Raw genomic sequence first — 15,734 nt, 5'->3', positions numbered from 1 at the left:
TTTCAGAAACAAGGCATTTTTTTGATTGTTTTTGTGTTTTTATTAAATATATATTAAATATTACTTATTCTGTTGTGGCCCAATGCGAAAGAAAACACAATCTAAATCTGTATTTTTGCAAGAAAATACACCGATTCGAAGTTTAAATGTAATTCAAACGAATCATGTTCTGACTTGGGGGGAGAAAATCACACAATGCTTGGGTGTTTCACTGCTGTTTTTAAGTATTCTCTCTTTATTACTGGGTTTGGCTGGTATGGGGATGACCTTGATTCAGCTGGATTGGTTGCAGTGGTATGCGCCGGGTGATTGGCTAAAATATCAAGTGGTTAGTGTTTTTGTTTTAATGCTGGGAGGCTGGTTTTTTCTTGCTTATTCTGAGCGAAAATTGATTTTTCGTTTTAATAAAAGTGGCTGCTGGTTTAATCATCATAGTGATCCGCTTGTCTGGTCTGATTTAGAAATATCGTTTCTGATGAGAAATCGCATTCAGGCGCAAACCACGCAATCGGAGCAGGCTAATATATTTGAACTAAAAATTGGCTCGCCGGATCATGGTGTATTTCATTATTCTGGTAGGGGGGCTGATGTTGCTGTTTTAAAAGAACTGCTTCAATTTTTGCCCCAAGGGGCATTGAGCTGCCCGACTACAAATTGGACTACGCCTGCTTCGGAGAATAATCGATGGTGCGCGCATAGTGTGGCCAATAAAAGCAGAAAGTATGCAGCCATTTTTGGATTTATATCCTTATTTTTATGGATGATGGCAAGCATTGTTTTTATTCCGGATTTAATTCAGAGTGGAAAACTGGCGTTTATTCCCTATTTTCCACCGCCTGATTTATCTGCCCGTTCTGATGAATATATGGGCTATAGCATGGCTTTAATATTAACGGGAAGCACTTTAGGTGCATGGCTAATACTTTGGGGGCTAAAATTTACGCGTGATGATTTATCTGCTGATCCAAATGGCCTGTATAGCAAGCAGCATGGGATTATTCCCTGGGGCAGGATTGCTTCTACAAAAAGTTTTGGTTTACGTAATCACAATGGGGAAGAGCTGCAAATCACATTTTTGAATCATGATTCAGTATTGATCACTCACCGATGGCAAGTCGGTTCGTTCAGCCGTGTGGCTAAGTTTGCAGAAATTTGCGAAGCGGGTTGCCTTGAGTTTGGTCAGTTAAGGCCTGATTGATGCCAGTCAGGCCTGTCGTCTTTCACTGGTCACTATTCGTTTGTTCAGGTGAGGAGGGCGTCGCTGCCAAATCCCGCTTTGCCCGTCTTTCTGCCATTTTATTGTCGTAAGCGCTTTTATGGGCGATGTATAAGACGCGCTCTATTTCGGCGCAGACATAGCCTTTTTGATCGATCAATTGCACGGGGTAGACGCGATCTATTTCCGGGGTGAGGTCGAGCAAGTTGCGGATTTGGGTGAGCTCGGCTTCGTCGATTTTGAATTCGGCAACGAGTGTGCCGCGCCCGGGCCGTTTAAAGCGGATGGTGCCGCCTTTATCCCACACCACATAATCGTCCCCCAAATTAAAATACAGCATGCACATATAAAATGGATCGGTGGCGGCGAACATGCTGCCGCCGAAAATCGTGCCATTGATATTGCGCGTTTTCCAGTTGAGCGGCAGCTCTACGCGGATATAGCGCACATCAGGGGAGACTTCAGTGACTTTGCACCCGGTGCGGTGAATGGCGGGAAACCAGTTCAAGCCAAATTTCACCAGCTTTGCGGCAAGGCGAGGGCGGGCGACGACATAGAGGGAAATCTTTCTGAAAAAAGGCGACATTCACAAGTCCGGTGGGTGAGGGATGCGAAAAAAAACCTAAATCTTAAAACACGCAGGATACAGAGCAATACGCAGAAAATCGGTAAAACGGCTTGATTTTGTTCGCGATTTTCGTGGGTGCCAGCTTTGTTTTTAAGCCCGCCTGAGCAGGTGCAGAATTTTACGGAAGAAAACGATATTTTTCTCCGTGGGCCTCTGTGTTTTCCTCTGTGGTTAAAGGTGTGGGTTTTACATGCGATAAAAAGTCAACGGAGCCTAGCCTAAATGAGTATGCCGCTCAGGGATATTGCTGACTTCCATATTGTTTAAACCTTGCACAATCCCGCAGTTTTGTACCGCTTGCTCGCTTTGGCATTGCTGTCTTAGCGTTTTAAGCTGTGTTTCCAGCTTAAGCAGCTCTTGAATTCTGATGCTGACATGCTCGATATGCGCGTCGAGCAGGGTGTTGACCGAGTGGCAGTTGTCTTCGGGCTGATCCATCAACTGCAATAGCGCACGGATTTCCTGATGGGTCATATCCAGCGCACGGCAGTTGCGGATAAAGCTTAAGCGCTCCAGATGCAGCTCACTGTAATCACGGTAATTGCCACTGGTGCGGGCAGGTTCGGGCAGTAGCGATTCCTTTTCGTAGTATCTGATGGTTTCCACCGTACATTGTGCCGCTTGGGCGAGTTCACCGATTTTCATTGCGCTCTTCTGTGCAGGATATTACGTAGCAAGGTACTTCTTAAAAGGCAGGCTTGATTGCTGTAATGCCGTTCACTTAAGCGGTTTTGTTTGAGTTCCCCCCTTTGTAAAGGGGGGGGCTAGGGGGGATTTGCAGTTGATGTTGGGCTTAAAATAAGCAAAAAACTCAAGGCAAATCCCCCTCAATCCCCCTTTTTCTAAGGGGGAAGCAAAACCAATACCTTAAGCGAACGGCATTAGGCTTGATTTCTGATCTTTTATATTGGGCTACTTATCAGAAGTTAAATAGGGTTGCACTCAAAGGCTTGCCTGCTCTTTTGGGCTGAGATGGTATGAAGACGATTTTGTTGATGCTATATGCCGCGGCAGCTGGTGGTTTGCACCGCGCAGGGTGATTGGGTTTACGCTGATGGGGTGGGGCTTTAGTGCCGCTTGCCGAAAAGAATTCGGTTTATCGATCCTGAATGCGGTAAACATTGGATGACAATTGCAAAGTAGCATCAAAGCTAACGGGCGGGCGGTGTGGGTGTACTTTGAGCACGGCATCTACCCTGAAGCGCAAGTGTCGCTCTAATTCACGCGGCGCATCTAGGCTGATTTTTACACGCGCTAAGCGTGGCTCATGTCGCTCGATGGCGCGGCGCAGACGATCGCGCAGCATTTCTCTATCGTCCGGGTTAAGCAGGCTAATGCCGGATAAATCGGGAATACCAAATTGCAGCATCGAATCGTTGGCGAGCGGATAGGGCTCAAATAATTCCGGCATATCCATAATGCGCGTATTGAGTAGCGCTTCTAAATCACGCGCTAGGGCGCGCCGAAATTGTGGTAGCTCGAATAGCATCGCGGACGATGCGTGGCTGATATCCGGCTCGTTATCCAGTAGCCGGTCAAGTACAGAAGGCAGGGTAAGGGTCTGGCGGCGGGGCGTGCTCATAATGGCCTATCTAATTCCTATGTGTTTTGCAGGAGCGATCAGGCAAAACGGGAACTGTAAATGCAAAAAAGGGCGGGTTTAAACCGCCCTGTCTGTGCTGGGGCTTAGCCAATCACTTTGCTGAGCTCTTGGGCCAGTAACAAGCGATAAGCAATAAAAATCCCTGCGCCTACTAAAGCCAATAGTGCGAAATACAGCCAAAGCGGTAATTCATGGCGTACAAAGGCTTGAAAGCGCTGTGGCAGCTTCCAGTTAGGGGCAAATTCTGCTTTGCCGCCCCTGACTTGCTGAATTTCTTGGCCAACACGGGCGGTTAAATAGCCCAGCTTTTCCTGGCCTTCGAGTAGGTATTTGCCTTGGAAACCTAATAAAAGGCAGGTGTGGAACACTTCCATTGCCTCGAAATTATTATTAGGATCGCGGCGTAATACTTCCAAGCGATCAAAGAAACCTTCTCCCGCCAAATGCTCGCCAAAAATGCGTAGTTGCAATGGCATACGCTCCCATTCTTCGCGCAGGCTAAATTCTGATGAAAGAATGATTTCATCCATCAGCGCACAAAAAGCATATTTTGCTTCGTTGATACCGGGTACTTCTTTACCAAAGTTGCGAGCATTTTTTTCAAACTGGGCGAGGAAATGGTCGACGCGGCGGTTGAATTCAGCGGCGCTGCTCGGGGCGTTGCCGTCTCTGAGTAAAAACAGCAGATAAACGCCGTCTTCTAGTAACTCACGCAGGCTGGGGGCGGATGGCTTGGCAACGGCCAGCGGATGCGCTTCTGTAGTAGCAGTTTGACTCATTTTTTAATCTCAGCGAAAGACAGCAATTAGCTCAATTTTTAAATCCGACAACGATTGCGGAACATAAATACAAATGCTGCGTGATTGCAACATGCGTTGATAAATATCGCCTCTAGGTTCAAAAGCGAAATATTGATTACCCACGCGAATAGGGATAGCCGAAGGCGTTTGAGCTGCGTAAGAAATGCTTACACCGCGCATGGCCGAGTTCAAAATCTTATCCACATCATCTGGCGCGCCAATTTTGAATTTAAGCGGCACAGTTTCGATGATGTTGACGGCTGATTGCTCGCTTTGGATCGACAGATAGAAATCGACATTCTCAAGGAAACGATCGCTCTCGAGTCGGCCGATATGGAAGGAAGGCTTCGGTGATGTGAGCGGGATCACAGCATAACGCGCTGAAATCACGGTATCAAGCAGCTCACGAATCTGTACATCCAGCACTAGCAGGCTTTCGTGCAAGGCGTCGTGGCGATAGATTGGAATATCGGCCAGCGTATAAACTGATGAAAATGTTTGTAATTCGCCACAAAATTCGGCCAAGGCACGATATAGCTCTTCTGGGTGAAGTGGCTCACACTTTACTAAGTGATTGATACGGGCAAAGTTGCGGTTCACCGTGTGCAGTAGCCAGAAAGAGGCGATATCGGTGGTGCCGTATTCCATCACATTCTTGGCGCGCTCGCGGTGAGCACCGGCCAAGGCCTGGCTTTTAACCAGCAAAATATCTAATAGGCGGCGAAGATTCTGGCTGAGCTCGGGAATGGCGCTGACGGTGGTAGCAGGCGGGTAAAAGCCTGCGCCTAAGGACCACTGGCCAGTGGCGTCTTTTACTAAACGCCCGAGTGGTACAGCTTCATAACCATCGCGGTTTTCTTCTTCCACCATCAGGCGAACATCCAGCTCCAGCGTGGTGAGGTCTGCTTCTAAGGCTTGCGTAAATAAATCGGCCACACTTTGGTGAGCGCTACGGTAGCGGGTAGAGCGCGAGGCGGTGTTTTCGTTGGTTTGTGTGTTGCCACCATAGGGTTGCAGCTCGGCAAGGCAAGCATAAAGCGTGGTGCTCACCCCAACTTGCGGCAAATCATTCAGGTTGCGTGATAGCGGCAGTGGCTCGGATTGAGGGGCTTGGAATAAGCTGCCGTCTCTGAATAGCAGCGAGAGTGAATCTAAGCGAACTTGCCCGCCACGCAGGGCGACTTCATCAATCTGAAACTTCTGCAAACCCCAGTTATGGCGGCTGAGCAAATTACGGATTTCGGCTTGTTGGTAGTCTTGTAATAAAGATTGCTGCTGGAAGTGCTGCGGGCGAAGGAACATGCCTTCGCCCCATAAAACACGTTTTGCTTTCAACATAAGGTAATACTCCGGCAAGCCGCTGCCTCAGTGCAAACGGCTAGCCTCAATAGATAGAAATTTACTTGGTTTTTGGCGCTGGTTTTTTGTGGCTAAAGCCGCAGTCTGCTTTAAATGAAGCAGATTGGCCTGGGATCAGCTGAGCTTTAGGCCGGATCACTTGCAAGTAGCAATCCTGAGCCTTAAAGCTAAATTCTTTCTCGTCACGCACATCTTCTGCATTCACTAATACGCGCCAGAATTGGGAATCAGGCTTGCGGAAAAAACCAACCACGCCGATATATTTGGCTTCTTCTAAAATTTTGTCGTCCAGAGTAACGGTCTTGCCTGGCAGCAAAACAAATTCATTTTGCGAAATAAGCGAGCTGCCAAGTAACTCAGCATCTGTTTTACCGCTGGCCAAAGAATCAAAAGTGAGCCGGTTGAATTCTTCAAGTCCTTTAAGCTGATACAGCCTAAGTACCAAAGATAAAGGTCGGCCGCTGGAATCACGGTTGAGTGATGGCTCTGCTTCGCCCTGAATCTTGAATGGCTTAGGCCCACTGCTTGCGCAAGCAGTAAAGAGAAGCAGGCAAGACATCATCAATATGATTTTGGCGTGTTTTTTGATTGAATTAATTGGCATCATCTTTTGTTTTTTGACTAAAAATGTTTAAAAAATGGCGAGATCAGCGGGGCCGAAAATTAAGTCATTACCACTTGAGGATGCAGATATATAACACGAGAACGCATAGTGTGCATGGGCAATAAGAACCATTGGTAAAATAAGTTGATGAGTTATGCTTTTGCTTTGCTTAAGGGTAGAATAACGCCTCAGTAAGTATCCGGGGTTCTGGTTTTGTTTGCTATCTTTATGATTTTAATAGTAATATTTTTCGTTCTGGCTTGGGTTGGCTGGTATTTTTTTGTGCGTGATCCGGGCAAAAAAATAGTATTGAAAGAAAATAAGGTAAAACCCGCGGGTTGTGAGGATGCAACAAAAAAGAAGAGAAAAGATGTTGTAAGTATTTCACCCGATGTGCCTGGGCGTAAAGAATCTTTATTAAGTCGGTATTTCCTGCATAGAAAAATGAAATTAAGTCTGTTGCCTCTGGCCAGCCTTGTTTTGGTTCTACTGGTTGTTGGTATCACCTTACGTTTTAACTCACGGCATGCCATTGCGCCTTTTTTGCCTCAGGAATATAGCCAGGTTGCTCATATACAAGGGACGTTTACAGAAGCAAAGCTTGAGCCACCACCTGCTCTGCCTCCCGAAGTGTTTATTAATGCAGCTGCAGCAGCTGCCCGCCCCGGTATTGCTACCGCAGACCGAGATTGGAGCAAGCTGGATCCTCATTTTGTGCAGACGGTTTTGCAGATTATGAAAAAGATGGCGGAGCGGGGATATCCAATGGCGCTGCTTGAAGGCTATCGCAGCCCGGAGCGTCAAGATGGTTTGGCTACTCAGGCAACGGTGGTCACCAAGGCAAAAGGCGGGCAAAGCAAGCATCAATATGGTTTGGCGGTGGATTTAGCGCCAATGAAAGATGGAAAAATTATTATTTCAGAGCGTGATAAGTGGGCTTTTGAGGCTTATCAGGCGCTGGGTGAAGAAGCCGTTGCTGCGGGGCTGACGTGGGGCGGAGTTTGGTCATTTAAAGACTATGGGCATATCGAAAAGGCGGGCTCTTTAGCCGCCTTAATGCGAAATAAGTAATTCTTGTAGTTCATTTTGTATGGAGATTCATGTTCATGAAGCATTGGCTGCGTAACGCCAAAGTCACGTCAGCAATCGGGTTTTTAATCTTGATTGGTTTGATCTGGTTTTTAGGTCCATGGTTTGGATTGATAACAGCAGAAGTTCGTTTTGGCTGGATCTTCGCTGTGATGTTGCTGTGGGTCTTTACCCTGCTGGTTGGCAAATTAATTGCGAATCGCGCCGGGGGCCTGATCGAAAAAATGCTGCTCAAACAAGCAGACGACGCTGTGATTGGTGCCAGTGTGGATAAGCGAGCCGAGGTTAATCTCTTGCGCCAGCGCATGCTGGGCGCGATTGATACGCTGAAAACCTCGCAATTGGGTAAATCGCGTGGCAATGCGGCGCTGTATGAATTGCCGTGGTACATGATTATTGGCCATCCTGCTGCCGGTAAAAGCTCGGCTATTTTGCAATCTGGCCTGACCTTTCCCTTTAGCGATAAAGGCGGTGTGCAAGGGGTAGGGGGCACGCGCAATTGTGATTGGTTCTTTTCTACCGAAGGCGTGTTGCTCGATACCGCGGGGCGCTATGCCACGCAGACCGAAGATCGCGTGGAATGGCTGGAATTTTTAAAATTATTGAAACGCCATCGCTCTAAAGCGCCGGTGAACGGTATTTTGGTGACCATCAGCTTGCCCGAGCTGGCTCAGCATCATTCCGAAGGTTTTGCGCTGTATGCTCGCCAGATTCGTGAACGTATTCATGAAATTGAAGCCACGTTTGGGCTGCAAGTGCCGATTTATCTCATTTTTACTAAGCTCGATTTACTGGGTGGCTTTTCGCAGTTTTTTGAAGAAATGGCTGAAGAAGAGCGCCATCGGGTATGGGGTGCAACGCTGAGCGCAGAGCAGGGCTCAGGCTTTGATGCTAGCCAAGTGGTCAGCACGCAGTTTGATGCGATGTATCGTGGCCTAGTGCAAATTGGTGAAGAAAAGCTGGCGGCGCATCGTGGTAATCAGAATAAACCTGCGTTCTTTGCGTTTCCGATTGAGTTTCATGCGCTGAAAGAAGCGGTGACTAAGTTTGTTAAGCTGTTGCAAGAAGAAGATCCTTATCATGCTCGCCCTTTGCTGCGCGGCTTTTATTTCTCTAGTGCCTTGCAAGAGGGAATTCCGCGTATTGGCGCTGCAACCCATGTTTCTAACCAATTTGATTTAAGTCGTCAGGGCTTTGATGCGAGCCAAGTGCCTGCTTCATACAGCTATTTCCTGCGCGATCTATTCAGAGAAGTGGTTTTCCCGGATCAGCATTTGGTTTCACGCCAGACGCGTCCTGCGGGTAGCCGCTGGCGTATGGTGGGCATGGTATCTGGCCTATCTGCACTGGCGCTTTGCGCTGGGCTTTGGACTTGGTCGTATATCGGCAATCAGAAGCTGATGGCAACGGTAGCAAGTGACCGAATTGCAGCACAAAAATTAGCATCGTCCGGCCAGCTCTACGATAAGTTGATGTCGCTGGGTATTTTGCAAAAACGGATTGAAGAATTGCAGTCGTATCGCAAAGAAGGTCATCCGTGGCAAGTGGGTTTAGGGCTTTATCAGGGTAAGGAATTAGAAGCAGCACTGCGCAAAGAATATTTTGCGGGCTTAAAAGAATCGATGCTGGCTCCGGTGAAAAAGAATCTTGAGTTGTCGCTTGAGCAACTGGCTTCAAACCGGCCTGCAGAGCCTACTCCTGTACCCGCTGTTGTTGCACCAACGCCTACACCGACGCCCACTCCGGCGCCTGTAGCGCCTAAGCCAGCAGAGCCTACGCCGGCTAAAGAGCCCGTTAAAAAGCGGCCTCCAGCGCCGCATAAAAAAGGTCTGCCGAATATCCAGCTAAGTGCTTGGCATATTCCGCAGCGCGCAACGGCTTTAACCGTAAAAGAAACACCACCGGAAGCCAGCCCGGCTGTGCAGCCTAAGCTGGATCAGGGTTATAACGCGCTGAAAACCTATCTGATGTTGCATGATCGGTCCCGTATGGACGAAGCACATCTGACCGATCAGATTCCGCGTTACTGGCGTAGCTGGTTAGAGGCAAATAAAGGCAATCGTAGCAATGAAGAAGTGATTGCTGCGGCAGAGCGCTTGGTGGCATTTTATGTTAGCCAGATCAAAGAGGCGGATTTACCTTTAATTACTAACGATGAAAAAACGGTTGCCGCTGCGCGTGAAGTATTACGCGCCTCGCTGAAGCGTTTAAGTGCCACAGAGCGTGTTTATAACGAAATTAAAGCACGTGCTAATACCCGTTTTGCCCCGCTAACTGTGCCGCGCATTTTGAATAATAAAAATGGCGATGTGATTGCGGGTAGCCAGATGGTGGCAGGTGCCTTTACTCGTGAAGCCTGGGATAACTTTATCCGTAATTCGATTGACGAAGCCAGCAAGGGCGAAGTGAAGAGCGATGACTGGGTATTAGCGTCTTCGGTGCAGGATAACTTGGGCAGAGATGGCAATATCGAGAAAAACAGGGCCGATCTGGAAGCGCTTTACCGGCTTGAATATGCTGCAGAGTGGAAGAAATTCTTGCAAGGCATTGTGATTCGCGATTTCAACGATCTGCCTTTTGCAGGGAATGCAATCGGTCAATTAGCTGATATGCAGAACTCCCCTGTGAAGCTTATTCTGGCACGCGCTGCATTTGAAACTGCTTGGGATAATCCATCCGAGCTTTCACGCAAGCTGGAAAACGCTAAGCAATCGGTATTGGAAAAAACCACTGCACTGCTTAAAGGGACTAATCAGCCTGCCGTTGCGAATGCCGCAGAATTAGGCGAAGTGGGTAAGCAGTTTGCTGGTATTACCCGTTTAGTTCAGGCCGATAGTGCAGGAGCTGCGCCGATTAATAGCTATCTGGAGCAACTGGGTAAGCTTAAAGGCAAGATGAATCAGATTGCCAGCAGCGATGAGCCCGGTGCGCAAGCGCGTCCTTTAGTGCAAGCCACCCTGAATGGCAGCGGTTCGGAGCTGGCAGACACCTTGCAGCAGGTGGATAACGCATTGTTGACCCCTCTTTCGCAAGAAACGCGTGAAATGGTAAGGCCAATGCTGGTACGCCCTTTAATCCAGACCTACGCCGTATTGCTTGGGCCGGTAGAGAAAGATCTGAATCAGGCTTGGCAAAAAGAAGTGTACGGGCAGTGGAAAGTGCTTTCGGCTAAATATCCATTTAGTGATTCAGCTAATGAAGCGCCGATGGCCGATATCGCCAAATTTGTGAAACCTAAAGAAGGCACGGTCGATAAGTTTACTGAAAAGTATCTCAATGGCTTGGTCACACAAAAGGGCGACAGCCTGACTCCGCGTACCTGGGCTAATTTAGGGATTCGTTTTAACCCTGCGTTTTTGGCAGGAATGGGCCGCTTAAGCAGTATGGCTTCCAGCCAGATGGCGGATTCCTCCAGCGCTAAGTTTGAGCTGCAAGCGATTCCTACATCAGGTTTATCAGAGATTGTGATTGAAGTGGATGGCCAGGAAATGCGTTATCGCAATGGGCCTCAGCCTTGGCAATCATTTAACTGGCCTGGCACGGGTAATGCACAGGGCGCCAGAATTCAAGTGGTGGCATTTAGTGGTGTTAGCGCCGTGGTTAGCAATCAGCAGGGTCGTATGGGCTGGATGCGTTTGCTTGCTCAAGCGCAAGTTGAGCAACAGGATGCGGATTCGGCAACGCTCACTTGGAAGATTCGTCGGGGAGATGCAGGTGATGCGGATGTCGTTCGTTTTAATTTCCGTGCAGTAAGTGGGGTTAACCCTCTGCAACTCTCTGGTTTACGTAAGCTGTCATTGCCAGACCGCGTGACAATGTAAGGTGTGCCATGCTAAATAATTTTAAACGGGCTCAGGATTTGCCGATGCAATACGCTATTTTTGGCAAGTTACCACGGCGTGCCGATTTTATTCGTATCAATGCCAGCCATCCTGTTGCTTTGGGCGTAGATCAATCACTTGCGGATAGCTTAAAAGCGATTGCTCTACAGCCAGATTGGCAGACAAGGTATATGCAAGCGCCTGCCAGTGAGTTTTTGTTTCATAGCAGTGATTTGCGGGGCGCCTTTTTAGGCGTCACCTTGCCTAGCCATGATGAGGCCCTGCGCTACTACCCGCTGGTGGCTGGGGTCTGTATCCCCAGCGATATTTTGATGGGAAATGAAGCTGAGTTTTTATTGGCGAATGAGTTGTTTTTTTCTGGTTTAAAAGATCAGCTCAAAAGCGCGGTAGATAACTCGGTAGAAATGATTGCCTGCCGCCAGTTTATGGAAGAGCAGATGTCATTTAGTAGCCGGGCTGCCGCTGATCTGGGCTTGGCAGCACAATTGCTTGAGCGGCATATGGCTAATACGCCTGCTGCAGTGCTTGAGCAGGCGTTATTAAGGACTGGACGCGGCGATCTGGAATCAACGCTGCTCGCTTTTGCTTTTTACTTGCAGCTATCGCGTCGATACGGCAGCAGCATGGCTTCGCAAGTCTTTTTGTTGCCGCTTCCTTCTGGTGCAGGCGAAGAAATCCTGGGCGCAGCGGTGTGGTTGTCCTTATGTCGTGCCGCTATTCATGCTCAGGGTGTAAGTCAGATTAATTTTGCCTTTATTGAGCAATCAGGCTGCCGTTATTTAGCTTTAGCGCTTAACCCGATGACAGAACGGCAATTGACTATGCTTTGGGGGGATAAAGCGGATCCTCTTCAGTTAGTGAATGTGTGTGATTTGCATTCTCCTTGGCGTAGTCATCAATCCTATGCTGAAGCGTCGTACATTTTAGGGAGGCAATTGAGTGATCCGACGTTGTCGCTATTAAAATTGCGTGAAATTGTCGTTAAAATTACTTACGGAATCAGTTAGTTCCGTGTTTTAATTATGCAACTTATTTTATTTAGGAATGGCAATGGCTAAGGAAAGCACACAGAAAAAACTATCGCGCGTTCGTCCACCTCGCGTTCAGATTACTTATGACGTTGAAATTGGCGATGCGATTGAAAACAAAGAACTCCCCTTTGTATTGGGCGTAGTAGGGGATTACACCGGCAATACACCGCAAGTCAAATTGAAAGAACGCAAGTTTATTCAAATTGATCGCGATAATTTTGACGATGTATTGAAAGGCATGGCACCCAGCCTTGCAATGAAAGTTGAAAACAAATTAAAAGACGACGATTCGCAAATGTCGGTTTCTTTGCAATTTGAATCTTTGGCTGATTTCGAACCACAAAATGTGGTGAATCAAGTTGAGCCACTGAAAAAATTGCTGGATGCACGCAGACGCCTTTCTGATTTGCGCAATAAAGTAGTCGGCAATGACAAATTAGAAGAACTGCTGGATGAAGTGGTTCGCGATACCGAAAAATTACATCAGATTAGCCAGGCTAGACCAGCCTCTGCAGAGGAGTAACCGTTATGTCAGATCTACAGAAGCTTGATGCCAGCACCGTTGAGCATAGCGAAGCCAGCAGCTTGCTTGATTCGATTATTGATAACAGCCGTATCGCCAATAATGAACAGGAAAAAGACCGTACCCGCGATTTGATCAGCGAATTAGTTGATCAGGTTTTGGCAGGTACAGTGACTATTTCCCGCGATTTAAGTGCCAGCATGGACGTGCGGATTGCTGAAATTGACGCACTGATTTCAGAGCAGCTGAATGAAATCATGCACCATGCTGATTTCCAGAAGCTGGAATCATCTTGGCGTGGTCTGAAATACCTGACCGCCGAATCTGAAACCAGCACCATGCTTAAAATCAAGGTGCTGAACGCTTCGAAAAAAGATCTGTTAAAAGATTTTAAAGCGTCGGCCGAGTTTGACCAAAGCGCCTTATTTAAAAAGATTTACGAAGAAGAATACGGCACCTTTGGTGGCGCACCTTATGCAGGCCTTGTGGGTGATTTTGAATTTGGTCGCCATCCAGAAGACTTCTATTTGCTGGAAGAATTATCCCATGTGGCCGCTGCTTCACACGCGCCGTTGATTACTTCGGCAGGTGCAGGCTTATTTGGTTTGGAAAGCTTTACTGATATCGGCAAGCCACGCGATTTGGCCAAGATTTTTGATACGGTTGAATACACCAAGTGGAAATCATTCCGCGAATCTGATGATTCCCGCTATGTGGGTATGGTCTTGCCGCATGTATTGGGCCGCCTGCCATATGGTCGTGAGACTGTGCCGGTTGAAGATTTTGATTTTGAAGAAAACGTGGATGGCACCGATCACAGCAAATATCTGTGGACCAATGCCTCTTATGCCTATGCCGCACGTTTAACTGCCGCATTTGCAGAATACGGCTGGTTGGCAGCGATTCGTGGTGTTGAGGGTGGCGGCTTGGTTGAAGGTTTACCAGCGCACACCTTTAAAACCGACGATGGCGAAGTGGCTCTGAAATGCCCTACCGAAGTGGCAGTTACAGATCGCACAGAAAAACTGCTGTCTGATCTGGGCTTTATTTCTTTGGTGCATTGTAAAAACACCGATTACGCTGCTTTCTTTAGCGGCCAGTCATCGCAAAAAGCCAAGACCTATAACACGGATTCGGCCAACGCCAATGCGCGTTTGTCCACTCAGCTGCCTTATATTTTCTCGGTTTCACGCATTGCGCATTACATGAAATCAATTATGCGCGACAAGATTGGTAGCTTTGCTTCCCGTCAAAATGTGCAGGATTTCTTAAATACATGGCTTGCGCAATATGTGCTGCTGGATGATTCGGCTAGCCAAGAAGCAAAAGCAAAATACCCATTGCGTGAAGCACGTGTTGACGTGGTTGAAGTACCTGGTAAGCCAGGTGTGTACCGCGCAGCAGCGTTCTTGCGCCCACACTTTCAGCTCGATGAGCTAACTATTTCTTTGCGTCTGGTGGCTGAGTTACCTAAACCAACCCGTTGATGCAGTGAAGCGTAGAAGTAACTTTTATTAACTGTAAGGAGTTTTGCAAATGGCTTTTGATGCATTCTTGAAAATTGATGGTATTCCTGGCGAATCAACCGATGACAAGCATAAAGACTGGATTGAAATCCAATCTTTCTCGCACAAGATTGAGCAGCCAGCTCAAGCGACTGCCAGCTCTGCTGGTGGTGCAACGGCTGAACGTGTAAACCACGCTCAGTACGTTATTACTCACTTCTTGGATAAAGCGAGCCCAAAGATCTACGAAGCTTGCTGCACAGGTAAGCACATCAAAGAAATCACTATCGAACTTTGCCGTTCAGGTGGCGATAAAGTGAAGTATATGGAAATCAAAATGGAACAAGTTTTGATTTCTAAAGCAGAGCCACATGGTTCAGCCCAAGACGAAGGCTTCCCAAGCGAATTGGTTAGCTTTAGCTACGGCAAAATCAAGTGGACTTACACCCAGCAAAAACGTACTGATGGCGCCGGTGGCGGTAATGTCAGCGCAGGTTGGGATTTAACAGCCAATAAAACGATTGCCTAAGTGATTTAGATATCACCATTCGGGTGATGGGCAATAAGTAGCAAACTGATCTGCTGAAAGGCAGATCAGTTGTTTTAAAAAAAGGGATTTAATAATGAAACGTTCAGGATTTGTTTGTGCCGCATTACTTGTAATTGCCGCTGGTGTCACCGGCTGCGCAGAGAACCCAACTGCACAGAGCACGGTCCCTGCGACTACTTCTTGGAAAAATGCGCCAGCAGTTGCTACATCAACAGCTACAAAAGCTGCAGAAACTGCCGCAGCAGCGGCCGCACAAGTCGCAGTTGATCCGTCTTTTCTAAAGTTTGACAAAATGTCAGCCAAGCTGACCGCAGAGCACGAGCTGCAAATTATGAGCCAGCTGCCAAAATTAAAAGAAGCCAAGGTGATTACCTTGCGCGGCTATTGCTACAAGAAAGATATTGGCAATGCTAAATCAGCGGCCTTGGCACGCGCCATTAATGTAGAAAAATTCCTTATTAAACAAGGGATCTCAAAAAAGAAAATGAACCGCCGCTTCAATATTGAAGATGCAGAGCACGCAGTGCGTATTGAGATCGGCAACTAATCAACTTCCCCTTTGCTATTCACTCGTTTTTCCTGGACTACACATGATTTCCCCAATGCCCCTGTCGCAATTACTGAGCAGCTTTGCTGCTGCATTTAATCAAGACCAGCGCTTGATCTCTTTACAGTTAGGTGATGGCGGGGCATGGGGCGAGCAGTTATTGCCGCAGCGAGTGGAGGGCAGCGAGGGGATTAATCAGGCTTACCGTTACCAAGTCGATTGTTTGTCTCCCGACGGTGCGCTTGAGCTTAAATCCTTACTTGGCCTGCCGGTGGTTTTGGCGGTCGCTGATGCGAATGGTAGTGAAATTGAGCGCTGCGGTGTGATCTCGCAAGCACAATTACTCGGCTCGGATGGTGGCTTTGCTAAATATGCGCTAACGGTGGAACCACCGTTTGCCCTGCTTAGATACCGCCGCACTTCGCGCGTGTTTCAGG

The 15,734-nt window shown here is 47.8% G+C and carries 15 protein-coding genes; 9 read left to right on the top strand and 6 right to left on the bottom strand.

The window, feature by feature from the left end:
- The first annotated feature begins 82 nt into the window (after positions 1–82).
- Positions 83–1,198 (top strand): hypothetical protein, encoded by a 1,116-nt coding sequence (locus tag ACFQNF_RS13730; RefSeq protein ID WP_380188507.1) that lies wholly within the window; start codon positions 83–85, stop codon positions 1,196–1,198.
- A gap of 22 nt (positions 1,199–1,220) precedes the next feature.
- On the opposite strand, the gene ACFQNF_RS13725 is transcribed toward ACFQNF_RS13730, so the two are convergent.
- From ACFQNF_RS13725 to tssJ, 6 genes are all read right to left on the bottom strand, one after another.
- Positions 1,221–1,802 carry a DUF4442 domain-containing protein gene (locus tag ACFQNF_RS13725; RefSeq protein WP_380188506.1) on the bottom strand — a complete coding sequence of 194 codons (582 nt, stop codon included), beginning with the start codon at positions 1,800–1,802 and terminating at the stop codon, positions 1,221–1,223.
- Positions 1,803–2,057: 255 nt separating this feature from the next.
- Positions 2,058–2,489 carry a Cd(II)/Pb(II)-responsive transcriptional regulator gene (gene cadR, locus ACFQNF_RS13720; protein WP_380188505.1) on the bottom strand — a complete coding sequence of 144 codons (432 nt, stop codon included), beginning with the start codon at positions 2,487–2,489 and terminating at the stop codon, positions 2,058–2,060.
- Positions 2,490–2,940: 451 nt separating this feature from the next.
- On the bottom strand, positions 2,941–3,426 hold the full coding sequence (gene tssE / locus ACFQNF_RS13715; RefSeq protein WP_380188504.1) for a type VI secretion system baseplate subunit TssE: 486 nt from the start codon (positions 3,424–3,426) through the stop codon (positions 2,941–2,943).
- Between the two features lie 104 nt (positions 3,427–3,530).
- Positions 3,531–4,226 carry a type IVB secretion system protein IcmH/DotU gene (gene icmH / locus ACFQNF_RS13710; protein ID WP_380188503.1) on the bottom strand — a complete coding sequence of 232 codons (696 nt, stop codon included), beginning with the start codon at positions 4,224–4,226 and terminating at the stop codon, positions 3,531–3,533.
- Positions 4,227–4,235: 9 nt separating this feature from the next.
- Positions 4,236–5,585 carry a type VI secretion system baseplate subunit TssK gene (gene tssK, locus ACFQNF_RS13705; protein ID WP_380188502.1) on the bottom strand — a complete coding sequence of 450 codons (1,350 nt, stop codon included), beginning with the start codon at positions 5,583–5,585 and terminating at the stop codon, positions 4,236–4,238.
- 61 nt (positions 5,586–5,646) lie between these two features.
- On the bottom strand, positions 5,647–6,213 hold the full coding sequence (tssJ, locus tag ACFQNF_RS13700; RefSeq protein WP_046350033.1) for a type VI secretion system lipoprotein TssJ: 567 nt from the start codon (positions 6,211–6,213) through the stop codon (positions 5,647–5,649).
- 441 nt (positions 6,214–6,654) lie between these two features.
- Between tssJ and ACFQNF_RS13695 the strand changes: the two genes are divergently transcribed.
- The 8 genes from ACFQNF_RS13695 to ACFQNF_RS13660 form a co-directional block, all read left to right on the top strand.
- Positions 6,655–7,281 carry a M15 family metallopeptidase gene (locus ACFQNF_RS13695; protein WP_082752897.1) on the top strand — a complete coding sequence of 209 codons (627 nt, stop codon included), beginning with the start codon at positions 6,655–6,657 and terminating at the stop codon, positions 7,279–7,281.
- 35 nt (positions 7,282–7,316) lie between these two features.
- Positions 7,317–11,120: a type VI secretion system membrane subunit TssM gene (tssM, locus tag ACFQNF_RS13690; RefSeq protein WP_380188501.1), complete on the top strand. Its 3,804-nt coding sequence runs from the start codon at positions 7,317–7,319 to the stop codon at positions 11,118–11,120.
- Positions 11,121–11,164: 44 nt separating this feature from the next.
- Positions 11,165–12,148, top strand: coding sequence for a type VI secretion system-associated protein TagF (gene tagF, locus ACFQNF_RS13685; protein WP_380188500.1), 984 nt, complete (start codon positions 11,165–11,167; stop codon positions 12,146–12,148).
- Positions 12,149–12,191: 43 nt separating this feature from the next.
- Complete coding sequence (tssB, locus tag ACFQNF_RS13680) at positions 12,192–12,695, top strand: type VI secretion system contractile sheath small subunit (RefSeq protein WP_046350036.1); 504 nt, start codon at positions 12,192–12,194, stop codon at positions 12,693–12,695.
- Between the two features lie 5 nt (positions 12,696–12,700).
- Positions 12,701–14,182 (top strand): type VI secretion system contractile sheath large subunit, encoded by a 1,482-nt coding sequence (gene tssC, locus ACFQNF_RS13675; protein WP_046350037.1) that lies wholly within the window; start codon positions 12,701–12,703, stop codon positions 14,180–14,182.
- Positions 14,183–14,231: 49 nt separating this feature from the next.
- Positions 14,232–14,729: an Hcp family type VI secretion system effector gene (locus ACFQNF_RS13670; protein ID WP_046350038.1), complete on the top strand. Its 498-nt coding sequence runs from the start codon at positions 14,232–14,234 to the stop codon at positions 14,727–14,729.
- A 94-nt stretch (positions 14,730–14,823) separates the two neighbouring features.
- Positions 14,824–15,297: an OmpA family protein gene (locus ACFQNF_RS13665; RefSeq protein WP_380188499.1), complete on the top strand. Its 474-nt coding sequence runs from the start codon at positions 14,824–14,826 to the stop codon at positions 15,295–15,297.
- 55 nt (positions 15,298–15,352) lie between these two features.
- Positions 15,353–15,734, top strand: a 382-nt coding sequence (locus ACFQNF_RS13660; protein ID WP_380188520.1) for a contractile injection system protein, VgrG/Pvc8 family, incomplete at its 3' end; no start/stop codon positions are given.

Source organism: Iodobacter arcticus (assembly GCF_042664895.1).
Lineage (GTDB): Bacteria > Pseudomonadota > Gammaproteobacteria > Burkholderiales > Chitinibacteraceae > Iodobacter > Iodobacter arcticus.
This window is presented reverse-complemented; position numbering and strand designations above follow the sequence as displayed.